This window comes from Pseudomonas sp. W2-17, assembly GCF_041060445.1.
In the GTDB taxonomy this organism is placed as follows: Bacteria; Pseudomonadota; Gammaproteobacteria; order Pseudomonadales; family Pseudomonadaceae; genus Aquipseudomonas.
Genome location: NZ_JAUFNS010000006.1, coordinates 116,565 through 135,213, shown reverse-complemented (window position 1 = coordinate 135,213; position 18,649 = coordinate 116,565). Strand labels below are relative to the sequence as shown.

Here is an 18,649-nt window from a genome sequence, read left to right as displayed (position 1 = left end):
AGGGGCGGCAAGGTTGAACGAACACACATTGTCCAAGCGCCTGGAGCGCGTGGCGGCGCTGGTGCCCGCCGACGCGCGACTGACCGACATCGGCTCCGATCACGCCTACCTGCCGGTCGCGTTGATGCGCCGTGGGCTCATTGCGATGGCCGTGGCGGGGGAGGTGGCGACGACGCCGTTCAGGGCGGCCGAACGTACGGTGCGCGAGAACGGCTTCGAGGAGCACATCCGCGTGCGCCTGGCCGATGGCCTGGCAGCGATTGAAGCGGAAGACGGCATCACCGCCATCACCCTCTGCGGCATGGGCGGCGAGACGATTCGCGACATCTTGGAGGCCGGCAAAGCGCGGCTCAATGGAAAGGAACAACTGATTCTGCAGCCCAATGGCGGCGAGCCTGAGCTGCGCCAGTGGTTGATGGAAAACGGTTATCGCATCGTCCACGAGGACGTGCTGCGGGAGAACCGCTTCGACTACGAAATCATCGTCGCCGAACGCAGCGGGCCGGTGGTGTACAGCCCTGAAGCGCTGTACTTCGGCCCGCTGTTGATGGCGGCGCGCAGCCCGGCATTTCTCGAAAAGTGGCGGCGTCTGCTGCGTTACAGGCAGCGCACGTTGGCCAACTTGCAACGTGCGCGGCAGGCGGTGCCGGAAGACAAGCTTCGTGATACCGCGCAGCAAGTGCGCTGGATCACCGAATTGCTCGGCTGAACGCGCGCGGTCTCAGCGCCTCGGTTCAACCTCCCGGACGCAAGGCCCGGGACCTGAAACCCCGTCTTAAAGCTCCTTCTTCATGTGCTTCTCGATCTGCTCCAGGGACTTGCCCTTGGTTTCCGGCAGGCACAGGAACACGAAGATCAGCGAGCCGATGTTGATCGCCGCAAACACGAAGAAGGTCGGGTTGCCGATCGTGTCCACCGCGATCGGGAAGAGGAACGCGACGGTCGCGTTGAACAGCCACTGCATCGACACCGCCGTGCCGGTCAGCAAGCCGCGGACCTGCATCGGGAACAGCTCGGACATCAGCAGCCAGTACACCGGCGAGATGCACATCTGCATGAACAGCAGGAACACCAGAATGCATGCCAGCGCGGCATAGCTCTGGGTCAGGTTCTGCGGCATGAACATCAGCACGCAACCCAGCGCTGCCTGCATCATGATCACGATGACCAGGCCGGTCATCAGCAGGTGCCGACGCCCGTAACGGCCGATGGCCCAGATCCCCAGCAGTGTGGCGATTACCGACACGATGCCGTTGCCGATGGTCGCGGTGAGCGCAGCGTTGGTGCCCATGCCGGTGTGTTTGAGGATGATCGGCGTGTAGTACATGAACGCGTTGACGCCGGTGAACTGCGCGGTAAAGCCCAGCCCGACGCCGATCAGCAACAACTTCAACACCCACGGCTGACGCAGCAACTCGCGAGCGGCGACGCGCTTGTGCGCCTGTTTTTCCTGGGTTTTCATTTCCTCGACTTCGCGCTTGGCGGCGTCTTTGGTGTCACGCAGTTGTTCGAGCACCTGCTGCGCTTCATCGAAGCGGCCTTTGGAGGCCAGCCAGCGCGGCGACGGCGGCACGAAGAACGTACCGATCAGCAGCAAAACGCCCGGGACCATGGCGATGGCCAGCATGTAGCGCCAGATGCCGGGGGTGTGCAGCAACGCCGCGAGCACGGCGCTCAGCACGTAGGCCAGCAACTGGCCGCTGACGATCATCAGCTCATTGCGGCTGACCAGTCTCGCGCGGCGCGAAGGGCCGGCGATTTCGGCGATGAACACCGGCACCGTGGCCGAGCCACCGCCCACCGCGATACCCAGCAGAAAACGCGCGGCGACCATGAACGGCACCGACGGCGCCGTGGCCGTGCCGAGGGCGCCGACGATGAACAACAGCGACAGCATGCGCAGGGTCACGCGTCGGCCAAAACGGTCGGACAGGTAACCGCTGGCCAGCGAGCCGAAAGCGGCGCCGACGATCAGTGATGCGGTGATCAGCCCTTCGCTGACGGGGTTCAGGCCAAGACCGCCCTGATCGAGCGGCAAGGTCATGAAGGGCAGAGCGCCCGCGATGATGCCCGTGTCGTAACCGAAAGCGAGTGCGCCCATGGTGGCGACAAGGACCGAGATGAAGATCAGACGACGCGGCGAAGTGCGCGGCTCGTCTGGTTGGCCTATGGCGGCGGATGGGGTGCTGGAAGACATGGAAACCTAAACCTCTCGTGGAACGGGCGTTGTGCCGGTTCGCTGACGTCGAGCTTAGGGGCATGCCGGGCCTGTGAGTTCCGTGAGAGGGCGAAAAAACCTGACCGATCAGCCGTGAGCGGAGGCGCCAGCCTGGAGCATCTCGCCGACTTTCTGCGCGAAGCTGTTCATGCCGAAGGGTTTGAGCAGCACGGCCATGCCAGTTTCCAGTTGATCGCCGCCCACCGCCGAGTTTTCCGCGTAACCGGTGACGAACAGCACATCCAGGGAAGGCAGCAAGGCGCGGGCGGCGTCGGCGACCTGTCGGCCATTCATCCCGCCGGGCAGGCCTACGTCCGTCACCAGCAGATCGATCGATGCCATCGAGCGGAGCATTTGCAACCCCGACGGCCCGTCCATGGCTTCGCTGACCTGATAACCGCGTTCGCGCAGGGCGTCGCACATCAGCATGCGCACGTGGGGCTCATCGTCGATCACCAGCACGGTTTCGCCGCGGCTCTGGGTCTGCGACGGGCCGCGGGCCGGTGCCTGTGCGCGCGCGCCCACGTAGCGCGGCAAATACAGCGAAATCGTGGTGCCCGCGCCGTGGGTTGAACGCGCCTGAAGGGTGCCACCGGACTGATGAACGAAGCCGTGAATCATTGACAGCCCCAGGCCCGTGCCCTGACCCATGGGCTTGGTGGTGAAGAACGGGTCGAAGATCCGGTCGAGAATGTCCGGGGCAATGCCAGTGCCGGTATCGCTCACGCTGACTTCAATGAAGTCACCGGCGGGCAGTTTCGCCGCCATCCCCTGGGCGCTGTCGGCGGTGATGTTGCGTGTCTGCACGGTGAGCTCGCCGCCGTTTGGCATGGCGTCACGGGCGTTGAGCGTCAGATTGACCAGTGCGCTTTCCAGCTGCGGCCCATCGATCTTGCTGAGCCACAGGTCGCCGGCGGCGATCGTCCGTGTGCTGATGGACGGGCCGATGGTCGAGGAAATGAGCTGGCCCATACCTGCCACCAGCCGGTTGACGTCGGTGGGCCTGGGGTCGAGGGTCTGGCGACGGGAAAACGCCAGCAGCCGTTGCGTGAGGGTGGCCGCGCGCTTGGCCGAGTCGTGGGCGGCACTGAGGTAACGGTCCAGACCGTCGACCCGGCCGTTGGCGATGCGGCGGTCAATCATCTCCAGGCTGCCGATGATACCGGCGAGCAGGTTGTTGAAGTCGTGGGCGATGCCGCCGGTGAGCTGCCCGATGGCTTCCATCTTGTGCGCCTGGCGCAAGGCCGAATGGGCTTCGGACAATGCCTGCGAGCGGGCCAGCACGCGTTGTTCAAGGGTTTCGTTGGCGCTCTGGACCTGTTGGAACAGCGTCGCGTTGTCAATGGCGATGGCCGCCTGAGCGGCGAGGGCCGACATCAGCGTTTCATGCCGCGGGGTGAATTGGCCGGGTTCGCTGTGGCCGTAGAACAGCCCGCCCAGCACCTCGCCCGAACGCGACACCACCGACACTGCCAGGTAGCTGCGCACCGGTGCATGACCGGCGGGCAGGCCGAAGTGCGGCGAGATGCGTCCGTAGCGTGGGTCCAGCAGCATGTCGTCGGAACGCATCACGCCCTTCGTCAGGAATGCCGGTGCGAACACCGGGCTGGCACGCGGGCCAGGCAGTCGGGCCAGTTCCGGCGACTGCACGCCAGACAGTGTGAAGAGGTCAAAATGATCGCTGGCGGCGTTGTGAAAATACCCGCCGATCTCGGCGCCGGTCATCTCGCGGCCGGCATCGGTCACCGTCTGCACCAACCGCTTGAGGTCCAGCTCCAGAGCCAGCTCCATGTTGACCCGGTTCAGTGTTTCCAGGGTCCGGGTTTCCTCGCGCAGGGCTGCTTCGCTGGCTTCCAGCGCAGCACGGGAAAGGTGCGCCTCGGTGACGTCGTAGCCCTGACAGAAAATGCCCGTCACCTGGCCCGAGTCATCAAGCAGCGGCTCGTAGATGAAATCCAGATAACGCACCTCCGACGGGGCGTCGGGGTGACTGAGCTGAATCGGCGTGTTCTGGTGCACCAGGCGCTCGCCGGTGGTGTAAACCGCATTCAGCCACTCGTAATAGCCTTGCCCGTCCAGCTCCGGGAATGCCTCGTAGATCGTGTTGCCCAAGTAGTCACGCTCGCCGAACAGCCGGGTGTAAGACTGGTTGACGAATTCGAAGCGGTGCTCGGGGCCGTTGAGGATGGTAATGAAGCCGGGTGCCTGCTCGAACATTTTGCGCTGGCGGATCAGCTCCTGCGCCTTGCGCCGCTCGGCGAGGACCCGCTCGGTGACTTCGTGACCCTGATTGAGGATTCCGGCGATGCGCCCGTTTTCCCCACGGATCGGCGTGAAACTGTAGTTCCACCAGGTCTCGTGCAGGGTGCCGCCACGCTCCATCATCAGCAGTTGGTCGTACGCCGAAAAGCCTTCGCCATCCCGTACAGCCGCTTCCAGCTGCGGCCCGACAACGTCCCATATGGCGGACCAGACTTCCCCCCCCGGTCGGCCCAGCACGGCCGGATGCCGATCCGCCGGAATCGGCGCCCAGGCGTCGTTGTACAACAGGCAGAAGTCTTCACCCCAGTAAATAGCCGTCGGAAAACTCGAATGCAGGCAAATGCTGATGGCCGAGCGCAGTGACTGCGGCCAGCCCTCAGGATCGCCCAGTGACGTCGATGTCCAGTCAAAGTCCCGGATCAACTGCCCCATGGCGCCACCGCCATGGAGAAACCCCAAGGGGCCGATTCGTACGTTGTCCGACATCATGGGCGACTTCTCGACACGGCAATTCAAAAGAGGGGAGGTTGGCGCTGGCAGACCGGATAGACGCGTCAGAGGAACGCGTACGCGCCATAGGATAGCACCCGGCCATCATGTGTTGCACAGGTCGGCAGTGTGACACTAATGCGTCGCGTCGTGTGGCCGATCGGCGGAACCTGCGCAGTCAGTCATGCACAGAATGCGTTGCCCGCCCTGACCGCAGCGGGCATCATCCCCGTCCATTCGACACATGGAGGCGTCCCGTGCCCGACACCGCGCTGCACAACCGCCCGCAAGGCCGCCTGCTCGTCGGGCTTGGCGCGTCAGCGGGCGGCCTGGAAGTGTTGCAGCGATTCCTGCGCCTGATGCCGAGCGACTCCGGGATGAGCTTTCTGGTCATCCAGCATCTTGCGCCGACCACGCCCAGCCTGCTCACCGAAATCCTCGCCCGTTCGACCTCCATGACAGTCGTCGAGGCCACCCATGGCGCGACCCTTGACGCCGACACCCTGTACGTGATCCCGCCGCAATACGCCTTGAGCGTCACGGCCGATGCGCTGGTCCTGACGCGCTACGAGGGCGAGCGCGGCCACCATCTGCCCATCGACGCCTGCTTCGCGTCGATGGCCGAGCACCATGGGACAAGAGCGGTCGGCGTCATTCTGTCCGGGACCGGTGCGGACGGCACCGCCGGCTGTCGGTCGATTCTCGACCATGGGGGCAGAACCCTGGTGCAGTGGCCGGAAGAGGCCACCTACAGCGGCATGCCCAACAGCGCGATCCAGGCGGGCAACGCCAGTCATGTCCTGAGCGTCGAGCAAATGCCCGGCGTACTGACCGGCGCCAGGGACCCGGACGGTCCTGCACCGTCGAGGAAGCAGGGCGATGCCATCGAGCAGATTCTGCTGCACCTGCGCACCATGACCGGCCATGACTTCACGCAGTACAAGAAGAGCACCATCGCCCGGCGGATCGAGCGACGCCTGCAGATCATGCACCTCGCCAGTGAGGATGATTACCTGCGGCTGCTGAAGGGATCGGCGGAGGAGTGCAAGTCGCTGTTCAACGAGTTGCTGATCAACGTCACTCAGTTCTTCCGTGACCCTGCCGCCTACACGGTCATGCAGCGGCAGATCCTCCCGCCGATGATCGACGCCAAGGCGGCCAATGAGCCGCTGCGGGTATGGGTCGCCGGTTGCGCCAGCGGCGAAGAGGCCTACTCGGTGGCCATTGTCCTGCACGAACTGCTGCACGCGCAGGGTCAGGCCGCCGGTGTGGTGCCGGGCATTCAGGTGTTCGCCACCGACCTGGATGCCGACGCCATCAGTACGGCTCGCGCCGGGGTTTACCCGCTTTCCGTGGCCAGTGACGTCGGCGCCGAGCGCCTGGAGCGCTATTTCAGTCGCGTGGAAGGCGGTTACCGAGTGAAAAAGGAAATCCGCGAGATGATCGTCTTCGCGGTCCAGAACGTGATCAAGGATCCGCCGTTCACCCGCATCGATCTGCTGTGCTGCCGCAACCTGATGATCTACCTGGGGCATGCGCTGCAGAACCGGTTGATCCCGACCTTTCATTACGCGCTGAAACCTGACGGCGTGCTGTTTCTCTCGCCTTCCGAGAGCATCGGCGGGCATGCCACACTGTTCACGCCGTTGCAGCGCAAATGGAAATTCTACCGGGCCGTGAAGACCCGAACGCCTAAATCCATGCCGATGGACAGCACGCTGTCCTGGCTGCCCAGCCCCATCAGCCGACCCCCGGACCGCCCCGCGACCATGACCAAGGAAACCAACATTGCCGAACTGACCCGCCGGGCGCTGTTGCAGGACTTCGGCCCTGCCTCGGTGGTCACTGACCTGACGGGCAACATTCTGTATGTACACGGCGACACCGGCCGCTACCTGCGGCCTGCGCCGGGGCAACCGAGCCTTAACGTCGTCGAAATGGCCCGCGAAGGTCTGCAACTGGACCTGCGCAGCGCGGTGCAGCGTGCCGCCCTCAGCGCCGAGCCGACCTCGACCCAGCCACTGGCGGTCAGCAGCGATGGCGCGACGCGCTGGGTCAGCCTCAGCGTGCGCCGGATGGGCAACACCGCTCAGGGGGAGCAATTGCTTCTGATCACGTTTCAGGAACCGGCCAGCGGCGTGGATATCCCGGCCGACGCAGTGCCCGACACTGCCGCTCATCTGGCGCCGGAACGGGTCAGGCTGCTGGAGCATGACCTGGCGTACACCCGAGAGAACCTGCAGGCGACCATCGATGAGTTGCAGCACCTGAACGAGGAGCTGGGCGCGGCCAATGAAGAGATGCAATCGACCAATGAATAGCTGCAGTCGTCCAACGAGGAGCTGGAAACCTCCCGTGAAGAGCTGCAATCGGTAAACGAGGAACTCGTCACGGTCAATGCCGAGCTGCAAGCGAAAATCGAACAGCTCGGCGACATGCAAAATGACATGAAGAACCTCCTCGACAGCATCAATATCGGGACTATATTCCTTGACACAAAGCTGATCATTCGCCGCTTCACGCGGGACGCCGTGAAGATCTACCGCCTGATCCCCAAGGATGTGGGGCGGCCGCTGGCCGATATCTCTTCGTACATTCACTCCATGGACCTGCTGGTCCCGGCACAGGAGGTGCTCGACATGCTGATCCCGCAAGAGATCGAACTGTGCACTGTCTCGGGCAACTGGTTCCTGGCGCGGCTGGCACCGTACCGCACGCTGGACAACGTCATTGACGGCGTGGTGATGACCTTTCACGACATCGACAGCCGCATCGCCAATCAGAAGGCCGTGCAGGCAGCGCGGGAGCTGGCCGAAGCCATCGTCGACACGATAATCGAGCCGCTGCTGGTGCTGGACGAAGACTTGTGCGTCGTGTCAGCCAGTCGTTCCTACTACCGCACCTTTCCGACCACCGAGCCGTTGACCACCGGTCGGACACTCTTTGAGCTCAACAACCGCCTGTGGGACATCCCGGCGCTGCGGCAAAAGCTCGGCACCCTGCTGGAAAACGACACCAGCTTCGACGGCTTCATCGTGGAGCATGAACTGACCGACGCAGGCCCGCGGGCGATCACCCTGAATGCCCGTCGGGTGGTGGGGGACGCTACGCGGGCGCACCTGATTCTTCTGGCAATGCAGCCACTCACTTTGCACGCCTGAGGCGCGACGACCATGAAGACGCCGCCCCCTGTGTCTCATGTGGTTCATCCCGCGAACCCTCCTGACAGCCTGGACGACAACGCCCGACTGCTGCATGACCTGCAATTGCACCAGGTTGAGTTGCAGATGCAGAACGAGGAGCTTCGCGCTGCGCAATCGGCCCTGGAAGCCTCGCGCGATCTTTACCTGGATCTATACGAGAACGCGCCGGTGGGCTACCTGACGCTGACCCCGCAAGGGGTCATTGAAGCCGTCAACCGCACGGGCGAGACACTGCTGGCCTATCCGCGTCACCGGCTGTTGCAGCGCCGTTTTGCCGGCCGCGTCGTCAGCCGTGACCGTGACCGCTGGCAGCAGGTCTTCGCCCGGGTCTGTCGCAGCGGCCAGGCGGAGGAGTGCGATCTGAGCCTGGAGCGCACCGACGGCACGGACTGGCAGGCGCGGCTGAACTGCGTACGCCACGGCGGCGAGACGAGCGGCATCCGTGTGACCCTGACCGACCTCACCGCGCGCCGCCAGATCGAGCAACGCCTCAACCTCGCCGCCAGCGTGTTCACCCACGCGCGGGAAGGCATCATGATCACCGACCCGACGGGTGCGATCATCGAGGTCAACGACGCGTTCACCACCATTACCGGCTACGAACGCGATGAGTCGACGGGCAAGAACCCGCGCTTTCTCGCATCCGGCACGACCCCTCGTGCCCAGTACGTCAGCCTCTGGCGCAGCCTGCTGACGGAGCATCACTGGCAGGGCGACCTGTGGAACCGCCGGCGCGACGGTTCGGCCTATGCCGCGCGGCAAACCATTACCGCCATCGTCGATGCCCATGGCGTCATTCAGCATTACGTGTCGCTGTTCACCGACGTCACCGAACTGCACAGCTACCAGCGTCAGCTGGAATACGTGGCCCATTACGACCCGCTGACCCACCTGCCGAACCGCGTCCTGCTCGCCTCGCGCATGCAGCAGGCGATGGCCGACGCCCTGCGCAACGGCACCCGGCTGGCATTGGGTTACCTGGACCTCGACGGCTTCAAGGCGATCAACGACCTGCATGGGCATGACGTGGGTGATCGGGTGCTGTCCAGCGTTTCCCGGCGCATGCAGAGCGTGCTGAACGATGCCTGCACGCTGGCGCGTCTGGGCGGAGACGAATTCGTGGCGCTGATCGTCGATCTTGATCAGCTCTGCGACAGCGCGCCGATCCTTGAGCGTCTGCTCACGGCCGCCAGCGAGGTGGTGCAGGTCGGTGCGCTGAACCTGACGCTGTCGGCGAGCATCGGCGTCAGTTACTACCCGCAGGACGACGACATCAGCGCCGATCAACTCCTGCGCCAGGCCGATCAGGCGATGTATCAGGCGAAACTGGAGGGCAAGAACCGTTTCCACGTCTTCGATGCGCAGCATGATCAGGAAATGCGGGGGCACAACGCCCGCCTGGACCGCATCGATCAGGCCATCCGCGACCAGGAACTGCGCCTGTATTTTCAGCCCAAGGTCAACCTGCGTACGGGCGCGGTCGTCGGTGCCGAAGCCTTGCTGCGCTGGGACCATCCGGAGCGAGGACTGCTGTTGCCGAACAGTTTTCTGCCGCTGATCGAAAGCAGCTCGCTGGCGGAGGTGGTCGGAGAGTGGGTGCTGGAAAGTGCCTTGAGCCAGATCGAGCACTGGCAACGGGAAGGGCTGCATCTGGCCGTGAGCATCAACGTCGGGGCACGGCAACTTCAGCACCCTGACTTCGTGGCGAACCTGATCGAGCGCCTTGCAGCGCACCCGGATGTCGGGCCGGAAATGCTGATGATCGAGATCCTCGAAACCAGCGCGCTGGAAGACGTTGAAGGCGTCTCGCGCACGCTGCGCAACTGCGAGCACCTGGGAGTGCGCTTTGCCCTGGACGATTTCGGCACAGGGTATTCGTCCCTTAGCTACTTGAGGCGCCTGCCGGTGGCGCAACTGAAGATCGATCAGACGTTCATTCACGGCATGCTCGACGCCCCCGGCGATATCTCGATACTGCAGGCGATACTCGGCCTGGCCAGCGCGTTCGGTCGCGAAGTCATCGCCGAAGGTGTCAACAGCCCCGCTCAGGCGTTACGCCTGCTCCAGTTGGGCTGTGAAATCGGTCAGGGTTTCGGCATCGCCGAACCGATGCCGGCCACGCAGATGCGTGACTGGATCGACGAGTGGATGGCTGATCCGCTGATCCGATGGCTGCAAGTCAGTAACTCCGTTGAGTCTGAACGCCGCCCGCTTGTGTAGCGTCGGGCAAGTGCCCCTGGGCGGGCGAGGGCGCAAGCTGTCGCCAGCCATAGAAGGCAAGGGCGGTGAGCAGCGCACCGATCCACACAATCACCCCGGCCCAAAACGTGTGCGACATAAAGTGCCAGCCCTGCAGCACGCGCGTCGTGCCGTAGATCGCGCCCAGAACCATCGAAGCGTAGAGGATCGCCCGGGCGTGGCGCCACTGATGACGCCGCGCGACGAAGTACAGCGCGACCATGGTGAAGCCGCCGGAGGCATGCCCACCCGGCCAGCAGCGACCGGCGCCGGCTTCATGGAACAGGCTGAAATTCTCGAACCACTCCTTTTTCTCCATGGTCCCGCCGTACAGCGTGGTTTCCACGGGGCAATAGATGCTGGTGTGGCTTTTAAAGAAATGGATCATGCCGGTGATGATTGCAAACGACACGACGATGTACAGGAAGTCCCGCCGGTGGCGAGCCGTGAAGCGCAGCAGCGGGGCGATACGCAACCTCTCAAGCGCAGTCAGTAGCCGGTCATCCCGTCCCGGTTTTAATAGAGGCCAGATGAACGACAGGATCGACCCGATGATGGCCGCTTCACCCGTGAGGTCGGGAATGATCCGCGGCCAGCGGTGGGTCAGGTTTTCGAACAGGCGGTTGTGGCCGTAGGGAAACTCGTGGTTGGGGTAGTACAGCCAGTTGCTGATCATTTCGTCCAGGGAAGTGAGGTCGAAGACCACGAATATCGCCAGCGCAATGGCGATCGGTAAACCCAAGTTCCAGGCATAAAATCGTGATCGTTCGCTTCGCACGTTGGAATGTCCCGATAAGCATGAATGATTAACTTTGCCCGGCTATTGCCGGCCGCTGGTGGAACATAGACACGCACAGGTCAAGCCGCAGTGAAGGGAATGTGAAAACTCTATTATGTTTAAAGCTTGTAGCGTCCTCATGAGACGAAGCAGAGACTTCCTCACAAACTACGGCGTGACGTTCTCCCCACGGGTCGGGAAACAATAACGTTTTACAGCCACTGTTTTTTTCACGTGCCGTTTACCAAATAACCATGCATCGCTGTTTACGCTCGTTGTCATTCAATGACGCAGATTTCCATCTGCCGATGGACTGTACAGCCGGAGCAACACGATGCGCGAACACATCAATGTCCCGCCCGCGCCCACGGCGGGTAAGTTACTTAAAAGTGCCACCAAATTCCGTGTTTTGCTCACCGCTGCCGCGATTGTCGTGTCGCTGCTGCTGCTGACGGGTTACACCTACTGGCCCCGTTCGCCCATTGAACTCGCCAGCGGGCACAACATGAGCAGGGCGGGTCTTTACGAGAGCTGGAAGAAAGGCGAAGTGGTGGTGCTGGTGCGCCACGGCGAGCGCTGCGACCGCTCCGATAATGAATGCCTGGGGCCAAAGGACGGGATCACCCGCAACGGCAGCCAGGTGTCTGCCGAAGTGGGACGTTCATTGAGCCAGTTGGGTTTGGACCAGACCGATGTCCTCGCCAGCCCCTCTACGCGCACGGCGCAAACCGCCGAATCCCTGTTCGGCCACCCGGTTGCGTCCCAGGACTGGTTGTTTGATTGCGAGAAGATGAACCTCGGCCAGGTCATGGCGCACAAGGCGAATAACCGCAATCTGGTGTTAGTCACCCATAGCGGTTGCATCAGTCAGATAGAGGGCAAGCAGGGTTATCCCCATGCCGATACCAGCGAATACGACAGTGCGGTGTTTATCTCACTGGACAAACGCAGCAGGCCGGTTATCAGAGGCGTGCTTAATCCGCAGGACTGGAAGCAACTGGCGATGAAAGCGGGAGATTGAAAACAACGTGAGGCGTTGACAACAGGTTATTTACGCAGCTGGTAGCCGACGCCATACACCGTATGAAGCAGGGGAAACGCAAAACCGTCATCGACCACTTTTCTGATTTGATGCACGCGTGTACCGACGCCACTGCTCTTGTTCACCCCTAGTTGGCCCCACAGCATTTCCGCGATTTCTTCTTTGCTGACAATGCCGGGACTTTTCAGCATCAGCAGTGCCAGGATGTCGATGTTGGTCGGGTTGAGCTTGAGCGATCTTTGCGCGCGGGTCGCCCGGTATTTGCTTGTGTCCAACACCAGATCCTCGACCACCAACATAGTTAAAACCCGCCGCTTTAAACGTTGCGCGATCCTAGACAGGCGTTTGTCAAAAATAGGTTCGGCTGCCGTGAATATCTTGTCGTTTACCAAAGCGATGCTGTCGGCTTCAGAGCGATGATCGGATGGCGTCCACTCACCGCTCTTCTGCCGCAGGCCCTTACGGTCCCCGCCTGCCGGTCAAGGCTTGAAGCTGTCAGGCTTCCAGTCCAGCAGATGCTGTTTGAACCCTTCGCTTGCCACTTGGTAATAAGCGATGGCGCGCGCAATCAGTGGATCGGCACGGGTTGACTGGCTTTCGACACTTTCACCCAGCGCATTGTCGTGGCGACGCAGCCCTTGGCGCGGGCTGAGGATGGCGAGATCCTTGCCGTCGAACAGTCCCAGGTGCTGGTAATTGCCGACCACCACCCGGGGCGGCAACGCCGAATCGAAGAACAGATTGCGGCCAAAGAAGGTGGACTGATAATCGAGATTCAGCAGCCCCAGCAGCGTCGGCGCAAGATCGATCTGACTCGCCAATTGAGAGATTTCCCGCGGCTGGATCATCTTCGGCGCGTAGATGAACAGCGGAATGAGGTAGTTATCGATGGGCAGGTCTTCTTTGCCAGCACTGCCTGCCGTGTGGTCGGCGACGAAGACGAACAGCGTGTTGTCGAACCACGGTTTCTGGCGGGCGCTTTCAAGGAACTTGCCGATGGCGTAGTCGGTGTATTTCACCGCGCCGTCGCGACCGTTGCCCGAAGGGATGTCAATGCGTCCCTCGGGGAAGGTGTAAGGGCGGTGGTTTGAAGTGGTCATCAACTGCAACAGAAACGGTTTGTTCGCAGCGAAGTCCGCATCCGCCAGATTGAGCGCCTGCTGGTACAGGTCTTCGTCGCCCATGCCCCAGGCGTTTTTGAAGTGAATGTCCTGTTCATTGACGCTGCTCTGGTCCACCACGCGGTAGCCGTTGCCGCTGAAGAAGGCGTTCATGTTGTCGAAATAGCCCCGTCCCCCATAAACGAAAACGCTGTCGTAACCGACGCCCGCCAGTTGCTGACCGAGGCTGGCGAAACCGCTCTCGCGGCCCACCCGTTTGACGATGGAGCGTCCCGGCGTCGGCGGGATGGACAGGGTAATGGCTTCCAGGCCGCGGTCGGTTCGGGTGCCGGTGGCGTAGAAGTTATTGAAGTAGACGCTTTGCTTGCGCAGTGCATCCAGATAGGGGGTCAGGTTGCGCGTGTCGCCGTTGCTGCCCAGGTATTTGGCGCTCAGGCTTTCAATGGTCACCAGGACGATGTTGGCTTTGCGCGTCGCCCCCGGATTGTCAATCGTGCGTCGGATATCCACTGGGTCCGTGCCGACAAATCGGCTGTTGGGCTCGGCCAGCTCCCGGCGCATCTGATCGGCGACTTGCGGGTCGGGCAGGGTGGCGTAGAACTGCTGATAATCCAGCTCGTTGTTCCTGAATGCGGCGAAAAACTGATACGGGCCGTTGCTCGCCAGTTCCCGCTGATAAGCGTTGCCACCCAGACCGCGAGGATTATCCTGATCAACAAATTGCAGGCTGATGGCCGCCAGGGCCAGCAACAGCGCGATACCGGCCAGCCTGCTGCGCAGCGGCGGTGTGGGGGCTTTGATCGAGGCTACGACGGCGCGACTGATGATCGCACTCAATACGATGGCAACGATCGCCAGCGCGCCGAGCAGTTTGCCGATGGGGTAGGACTCGAGGATGTTATTGAGGACCTCGTCGGAATACACCAGATAGTCCACGGCGATGAAGTTGAATCGCACGCCGAACTCGTCCCAGAAGAGCCATTCGGCCACGGCGACAAACAGCATCACGAAAATACTGACTGTCATCAGCCCTTGCAGGAACCAGCGGTGCCCGCGAGCGCGCCATAAGCGTGGCGGGCAGAGCAGGACATATATCCCCAGTGGCAGGGCGGCGTAGGTCAGGAACGCCAAGTCATAGAGCAGCCCGGTGGCGAAAGTGGCTATTACTTGATTGCCGGCTTCGTCGAGATGGGTGGTGAATAAAACGACGCGTGTGAGAAAAAAGAGGGCGAGCCATGTGCCGGTTGCCAACAGCAGGAACCGGGCTGGGGCCGATGGGTAAATCCGCATGTGTCTAATCCTTTGGACAGGTGTGTCGAGTTTCCAGTTATTTGGCGCTGCGCCTCGTTTACCGTTATTCACCGGTGGGCACATAGCGCAAATAAGTTTATTGTCAATTTTTTAAGGGTTTCTAATACGTTTCAAATCGTAACTCCTGTAAAAGCGTATTCATAACAGTCATCCATGGACTGTCGGGCTGGCGTCGTTAAAGTTGTGTGGCCTGTGTGTGAAAACTCCGTCAGTGTTTAATATTCGTTTGCCCATTTATAAGCGCATGGGCACTTTTGATAGCGGCGGAGAGTATGCCAGTGATCATTCGCGAGTGCGCGTTTGTCAGTCATCCTTTGAAACACCCCGCCGCTCGATCCAGTGGTGACGGGGCGTTGACAAGACTTCAACAAAGCGCCGCCTATACTGCCGACAGCCATCAACTGATGATTCGCTCCCCAGCCGGTATTCCCTCGATGACTTCTCGTGCGCTCTCGTTGTTCGTGCTGGCGGCTGTTCTGTTTTTCTTCGCGTTGGGCAATCACCAATTGCAAAACTCGACGGAGCCGCGGGTGGCAGGCATCGCCATGGAGATGCACCTGAGCAACAACTGGGTGACACCGACCCTCAACGGACAGCCTTTTCTTGAGAAGCCCCCGCTGAGCGTCTGGCTGGATGCGGCGGCGATCCGCGTGTTCGGCGCTACGCCATTGGCGGTGCGGCTGGCGTCGGCGTTCGCCGGGCTCTTCAGCGTGTTGCTCCTTTACCGCATGCTGGTGCGGTTCGGACGCCCGGCCTCTGTGGCCTGGCTGGCGGCGTTCATGCTGGCGACAACGGCCAGCTTCTGGAGCAATGCGCGGCAGGTGGGCGAAGATGCATTGCTGTCCCTCGGTGTGACCCTGGCGCTGCTGGCGTTCTTCCACGCCAGCGAGGGCGCGCGACGCGGGGCGCTGGCATTAAGCCCTTGGCTCGCGTTCACGCTGGGCATCGTGATTTCGACCTTGAGCAAAGGGGTGCTCGGCCTGGCGTTGCCGGGTGTCGTGATTTTCTTCTGGCTGATCTTCGAAACGGTGCAGTTAAAACGCGTGAAGGTGGCCGACTGGGTTCGCCCTGCAGCCTTCACCCTGTTGGCGCTGGTGCCGCTTCTCGTCTGGCTGGGTTTTCTGTACGGGCAGGGCGGTTCAGCGTCATTGAAAGAGGTGCTGTGGACCAACAGCGTTGGTCGGTTCAGCGGTTCGTTTACCGAAGCCGGGCATTACGAGCCGTTTTATTACTACCTGGCGAAACTGCCGGAAGCGTTTTTGCCGTGGAATCTGTTGGTCTATCTGGGGCTTTGGCACTTTCGCAAGCAGCTGATGAGCAATCGCTATCTGTTGTTCTTCACCCTGTGGCTGGGCGCGCAATTCCTGTTGCTGACACTGGCGTCGAGTAAGCGCACGGTTTACCTGATGTCGTTGGCGCCGGCCGCTGCGGTGATTGCTGCCGAATATGCGTTGGTGCTGGGGGCCAGGATCCGCGTGCATGCAGCACGGTCCGCGTTTGTGGCGGCGGTGGTGCGCCATCGTCGAGGGATCAGCGGGGCGGGTGTCTTGCTGGTGGTTGTCACCTACCTGGGTGCAGCGCAATGGCTGGCGCCGCGGGAGGACAGGCAGCTGTCATTCCTGCCATTGACCGAGAAAATCCATGGCCTGCAACAGCAAGGGGTGAGCGTAGCGCTGTTCCACCCCAGCGAACGCTTGGCGGGCGCCGGCGTGTTCTACAGCCAGAGCCAGCTTGACAGTGTGATGTCTGGTGCTGAACTCGACCGTTTTCTGGCACCGGGGGCTGACAGGATCGTGGTGATGGAAAGCCAGTCGCCTCCCGCGTTGCCACTGCGGGTGCTCGACTCCTTCATGGTGGGAGAACGAATCTACTACTTCGTCACTGCCGCCCCGACTGCAGAACGCCGTCCATGAACGCGGAGCGTCCCGGTCTGCATTCCCACGCGGAGCGTGGGGACGATCATCAATAAGCATCGTGTGAATTCAGTGGGGCCTGCGCCGGACACAATTGTGGGACCGGCTTTAGCCGGGAAGGCGTCAGGCGTCACGCTGCAAAATTTATGGCGCACACGCGGGCCTCTTCCCGGCTGTAGCCCGTGCCACAAAAATCAAGGCGGGCCTTCAGTAGGGTCGGCGCCGGACACCATTGTGGGACCGGCTTCAGCCGGGAAGGCGTCGGCCGCTAGACCATCGCTCCACCCGCCACGCTTTTATACGGCAACCACTGCTTCTGCGGGATCGGCAATTCACAGGATTCCCCGCGCCCGATCGGGAAGTAGTGAAACCCGCTGCGCGCCAGCCGTTCGGTGTCGTACAGGTTGCGGCCGTCGAAGATCACCGGCGCGGCGAGGCGTTGCTGGATCAGCTCGAAATCCGGTGCCTTGAACTGTTGCCACTCGGTGCAGATGATCAGCGCGTCTGCATCGTTCAACGTCGACTCCGGCGTGCCCATCAGAATCAGGTCCTTGCGGTTGCCGTAGAGGCGCTGCGTCTCTTGCATCGCCTCGGGGTCAAACGCCCGCACCGTGGCGCCGGCATCCCACAACGCTTCCATCAGCACACGGCTTGGCGCGTCGCGCATGTCATCGGTGTTCGGCTTGAACGCCAGGCCCCACAACGCGAACGTCTTGCCGCGCAGATCCCCTTCGTAAAAGGCTTTCACCCGCTCGAACAGTTTGTTCTTCTGCCGCTCGTTGATGGCCTCGACCACCGCCAGCAGGTCGTTGGAGCAATGGGCTTCCCGGGCGCTGTGGATCAAGGCGCGAATGTCCTTGCCGAAGCACGAGCCGCCATAACCGCACCCGGGGTAGATGAAGTCATAGCCGATGCGTGAATCCGCGCCGATGCCCAGCCGGACCGACTCAACGTCCGCGCCCAAGTGCTCGGCCAGTTCGGCAATCTGGTTGATGAAGCTGATCTTGGTCGCGAGCATGCAATTGGCCGCGTACTTGGTCAGCTCGGCACTGCGCAGGTCCATGAACATGATCCGGTCATGGTTGCGATTGAACGGCGCGTACAGCTCGCGCATCACTTTGCGCACGGCGTCGTTGTCGCAGCCGATGACGATACGGTCCGGACGCCGGCAGTCGTTGACCGCCGACCCCTCTTTGAGAAACTCCGGGTTGGAGACGATATCGAACTGCAGCAAGCGACCGGCCTGGCGCAGCGCCTTGTCGATGTGCCCGCGCAACGCGTCGCCACTGCCGACGGGCACCGTGGACTTTTCAACAATGATCAGCGGCTCGGACCGGTACATCGCGATGGCCTCGCCGACCGCGAAAAATCCTCTCAGGTCCGCGGAACCATCGTCGCGGGACGGGGTGCCGACCGCGATGAACAACACCTCGGCGTGCTCGACGGCCAGTTGGGTGTCGGTGGTGAACTGCAGGCGCTTGTTCTCCAGATTCTCTCGCACCAGGCTGGCCAGCCCCGGTTCGAAAATATGCACCTGACCCTGCCGCAACTGCTCGACCTTGGCCTGATCGATGTCCATGCAGACCACGTCGTGGCCGACTTCAGCAAGGACGGTGGCTTGCACCAGCCCGACATACCCGCTACCGAAAACGCTGATTTTCATGAAGAGAAGCCCTGTGGAGGAGTGCTGGAAATGCGCCGAAGGTTGATGGTCAGCACGCCCATCACGATCAGCATGACGCCCAAAGTTTTCGATACCGTGAACGTCTCGTTGAAAAATGGCAGCGCTGCGGCGAGGGCATACACCAGCCCATAGCTGACGCTGAGCAGGGAATAGGCGCGACTCAGCGGCAGATCGCGCAGTGCCAGAAGCCAGGCGAGCATCGACAGGGCGTAAGCGATGATCGCGGCGCCGATCACCAGCACGGCTGCGGGCTCGAATCGCAGCAGACTCCCCGGCTCAAACCAGAGCGCAGGCGAGGGCAGACGACTCATGCCCCAGCGCATGCCCAACTGAGCTGCACTCACCAGCACCACGCTGCCCATCGCCCACGCGGTTGCCCCGCGCTTCACG

Annotated in this window: 12 protein-coding genes and 1 pseudogene; 6 read left to right on the top strand and 7 right to left on the bottom strand. The window is 61.9% G+C overall.

Annotation, left to right across the window (positions count from 1 at the left end; genetic code table 11):
• The first annotated feature begins 13 nt into the window (after positions 1-13).
• Positions 14-709 carry a tRNA (adenine(22)-N(1))-methyltransferase TrmK gene (locus tag QWI20_RS09550; RefSeq protein ID WP_369305254.1) on the top strand — a complete coding sequence of 232 codons (696 nt, stop codon included), beginning with the start codon at positions 14-16 and terminating at the stop codon, positions 707-709.
• 66 nt (positions 710-775) lie between these two features.
• On the opposite strand, the gene QWI20_RS09545 is transcribed toward QWI20_RS09550, so the two are convergent.
• Positions 776-2,197 carry a sugar porter family MFS transporter gene (locus QWI20_RS09545; RefSeq protein ID WP_369305253.1) on the bottom strand — a complete coding sequence of 474 codons (1,422 nt, stop codon included), beginning with the start codon at positions 2,195-2,197 and terminating at the stop codon, positions 776-778.
• A gap of 108 nt (positions 2,198-2,305) precedes the next feature.
• Positions 2,306-4,969, bottom strand: coding sequence for an ATP-binding protein (locus QWI20_RS09540; protein ID WP_369305252.1), 2,664 nt, complete (start codon positions 4,967-4,969; stop codon positions 2,306-2,308).
• 257 nt (positions 4,970-5,226) lie between these two features.
• On the opposite strand from QWI20_RS09540, the gene QWI20_RS09535 reads away from it, so the two are divergent.
• From QWI20_RS09535 to QWI20_RS09525, 3 genes are all read left to right on the top strand, one after another.
• Positions 5,227-7,290, top strand: a complete 2,064-nt coding sequence (locus tag QWI20_RS09535; protein WP_369305251.1) for a chemotaxis protein CheB — start codon at positions 5,227-5,229, stop codon at positions 7,288-7,290.
• Between the two features lie 126 nt (positions 7,291-7,416).
• Entirely contained in the window at positions 7,417-8,130 is a 714-nt protein-coding gene (locus tag QWI20_RS09530; RefSeq protein WP_369305250.1) for a PAS domain-containing protein, read from the top strand.
• 12 nt (positions 8,131-8,142) lie between these two features.
• A complete protein-coding gene (locus QWI20_RS09525; RefSeq protein WP_369305249.1) occupies positions 8,143-10,392 on the top strand; it encodes a putative bifunctional diguanylate cyclase/phosphodiesterase in 2,250 nt (749 codons plus the stop codon).
• On the opposite strand, the gene QWI20_RS09520 is transcribed toward QWI20_RS09525, so the two are convergent.
• Positions 10,352-11,188 (bottom strand): phosphatase PAP2 family protein, encoded by an 837-nt coding sequence (locus QWI20_RS09520; RefSeq protein WP_369305248.1) that lies wholly within the window; start codon positions 11,186-11,188, stop codon positions 10,352-10,354. The two genes, QWI20_RS09525 and QWI20_RS09520, sit on opposite strands and share 41 nt — an antisense overlap.
• Before the next feature lie 334 nt (positions 11,189-11,522).
• Here QWI20_RS09520 and QWI20_RS09515 point away from each other — a divergent pair, with 334 nt between their 5' ends.
• Complete coding sequence (locus tag QWI20_RS09515) at positions 11,523-12,209, top strand: histidine phosphatase family protein (RefSeq protein ID WP_369305247.1); 687 nt, start codon at positions 11,523-11,525, stop codon at positions 12,207-12,209.
• Between the two features lie 26 nt (positions 12,210-12,235).
• Here QWI20_RS09515 and QWI20_RS09510 read toward each other — a convergent pair whose 3' ends face one another.
• Both QWI20_RS09510 and QWI20_RS09505 read right to left on the bottom strand, forming a co-directional pair.
• Complete coding sequence (locus QWI20_RS09510) at positions 12,236-12,622, bottom strand: winged helix-turn-helix domain-containing protein (RefSeq protein WP_369305246.1); 387 nt, start codon at positions 12,620-12,622, stop codon at positions 12,236-12,238.
• An 87-nt stretch (positions 12,623-12,709) separates the two neighbouring features.
• Positions 12,710-14,641: an LTA synthase family protein gene (locus QWI20_RS09505; protein ID WP_369305245.1), complete on the bottom strand. Its 1,932-nt coding sequence runs from the start codon at positions 14,639-14,641 to the stop codon at positions 12,710-12,712.
• A gap of 455 nt (positions 14,642-15,096) precedes the next feature.
• Between QWI20_RS09505 and QWI20_RS09500 the strand changes: the two genes are divergently transcribed.
• Entirely contained in the window at positions 15,097-16,575 is a 1,479-nt protein-coding gene (locus QWI20_RS09500; RefSeq protein ID WP_369305244.1) for an ArnT family glycosyltransferase, read from the top strand.
• A gap of 268 nt (positions 16,576-16,843) precedes the next feature.
• Here QWI20_RS09500 and QWI20_RS09495 read toward each other — a convergent pair whose 3' ends face one another.
• Positions 16,844-18,238, bottom strand: a complete 1,395-nt coding sequence (locus tag QWI20_RS09495; RefSeq protein ID WP_369305243.1) for a UDP-glucose/GDP-mannose dehydrogenase family protein — start codon at positions 18,236-18,238, stop codon at positions 16,844-16,846.
• A pseudogene (gene arnF, locus QWI20_RS09490) lies at positions 18,216-18,621 on the bottom strand (4-amino-4-deoxy-L-arabinose-phosphoundecaprenol flippase subunit ArnF). The gene QWI20_RS09495 and the pseudogene arnF overlap by 23 nt, the downstream one beginning before the upstream one ends.
• Positions 18,622-18,649: the final 28 nt, after the last annotated feature.

Excerpts from the sequence above, each read along its gene's own strand:
- QWI20_RS09545 (WP_369305253.1), bottom strand. The coding sequence starts at position 2,197 with ATGTCTTCCAGCACCCCATCCGCCGCCATAGGCCAACCAGACGAGCCG.
- QWI20_RS09540 (WP_369305252.1), bottom strand. The coding sequence starts at position 4,969 with ATGATGTCGGACAACGTACGAATCGGCCCCTTGGGGTTTCTCCATGGC.
- QWI20_RS09530 (WP_369305250.1), top strand. The coding sequence starts at position 7,417 with ATGAAGAACCTCCTCGACAGCATCAATATCGGGACTATATTCCTTGAC.
- QWI20_RS09525 (WP_369305249.1), top strand. The coding sequence starts at position 8,143 with ATGAAGACGCCGCCCCCTGTGTCTCATGTGGTTCATCCCGCGAACCCT.
- QWI20_RS09515 (WP_369305247.1), top strand. The coding sequence starts at position 11,523 with ATGCGCGAACACATCAATGTCCCGCCCGCGCCCACGGCGGGTAAGTTA.
- QWI20_RS09505 (WP_369305245.1), bottom strand. The coding sequence starts at position 14,641 with ATGCGGATTTACCCATCGGCCCCAGCCCGGTTCCTGCTGTTGGCAACC.
- QWI20_RS09500 (WP_369305244.1), top strand. The coding sequence starts at position 15,097 with ATGACTTCTCGTGCGCTCTCGTTGTTCGTGCTGGCGGCTGTTCTGTTT.
- QWI20_RS09495 (WP_369305243.1), bottom strand. The coding sequence starts at position 18,238 with ATGAAAATCAGCGTTTTCGGTAGCGGGTATGTCGGGCTGGTGCAAGCC.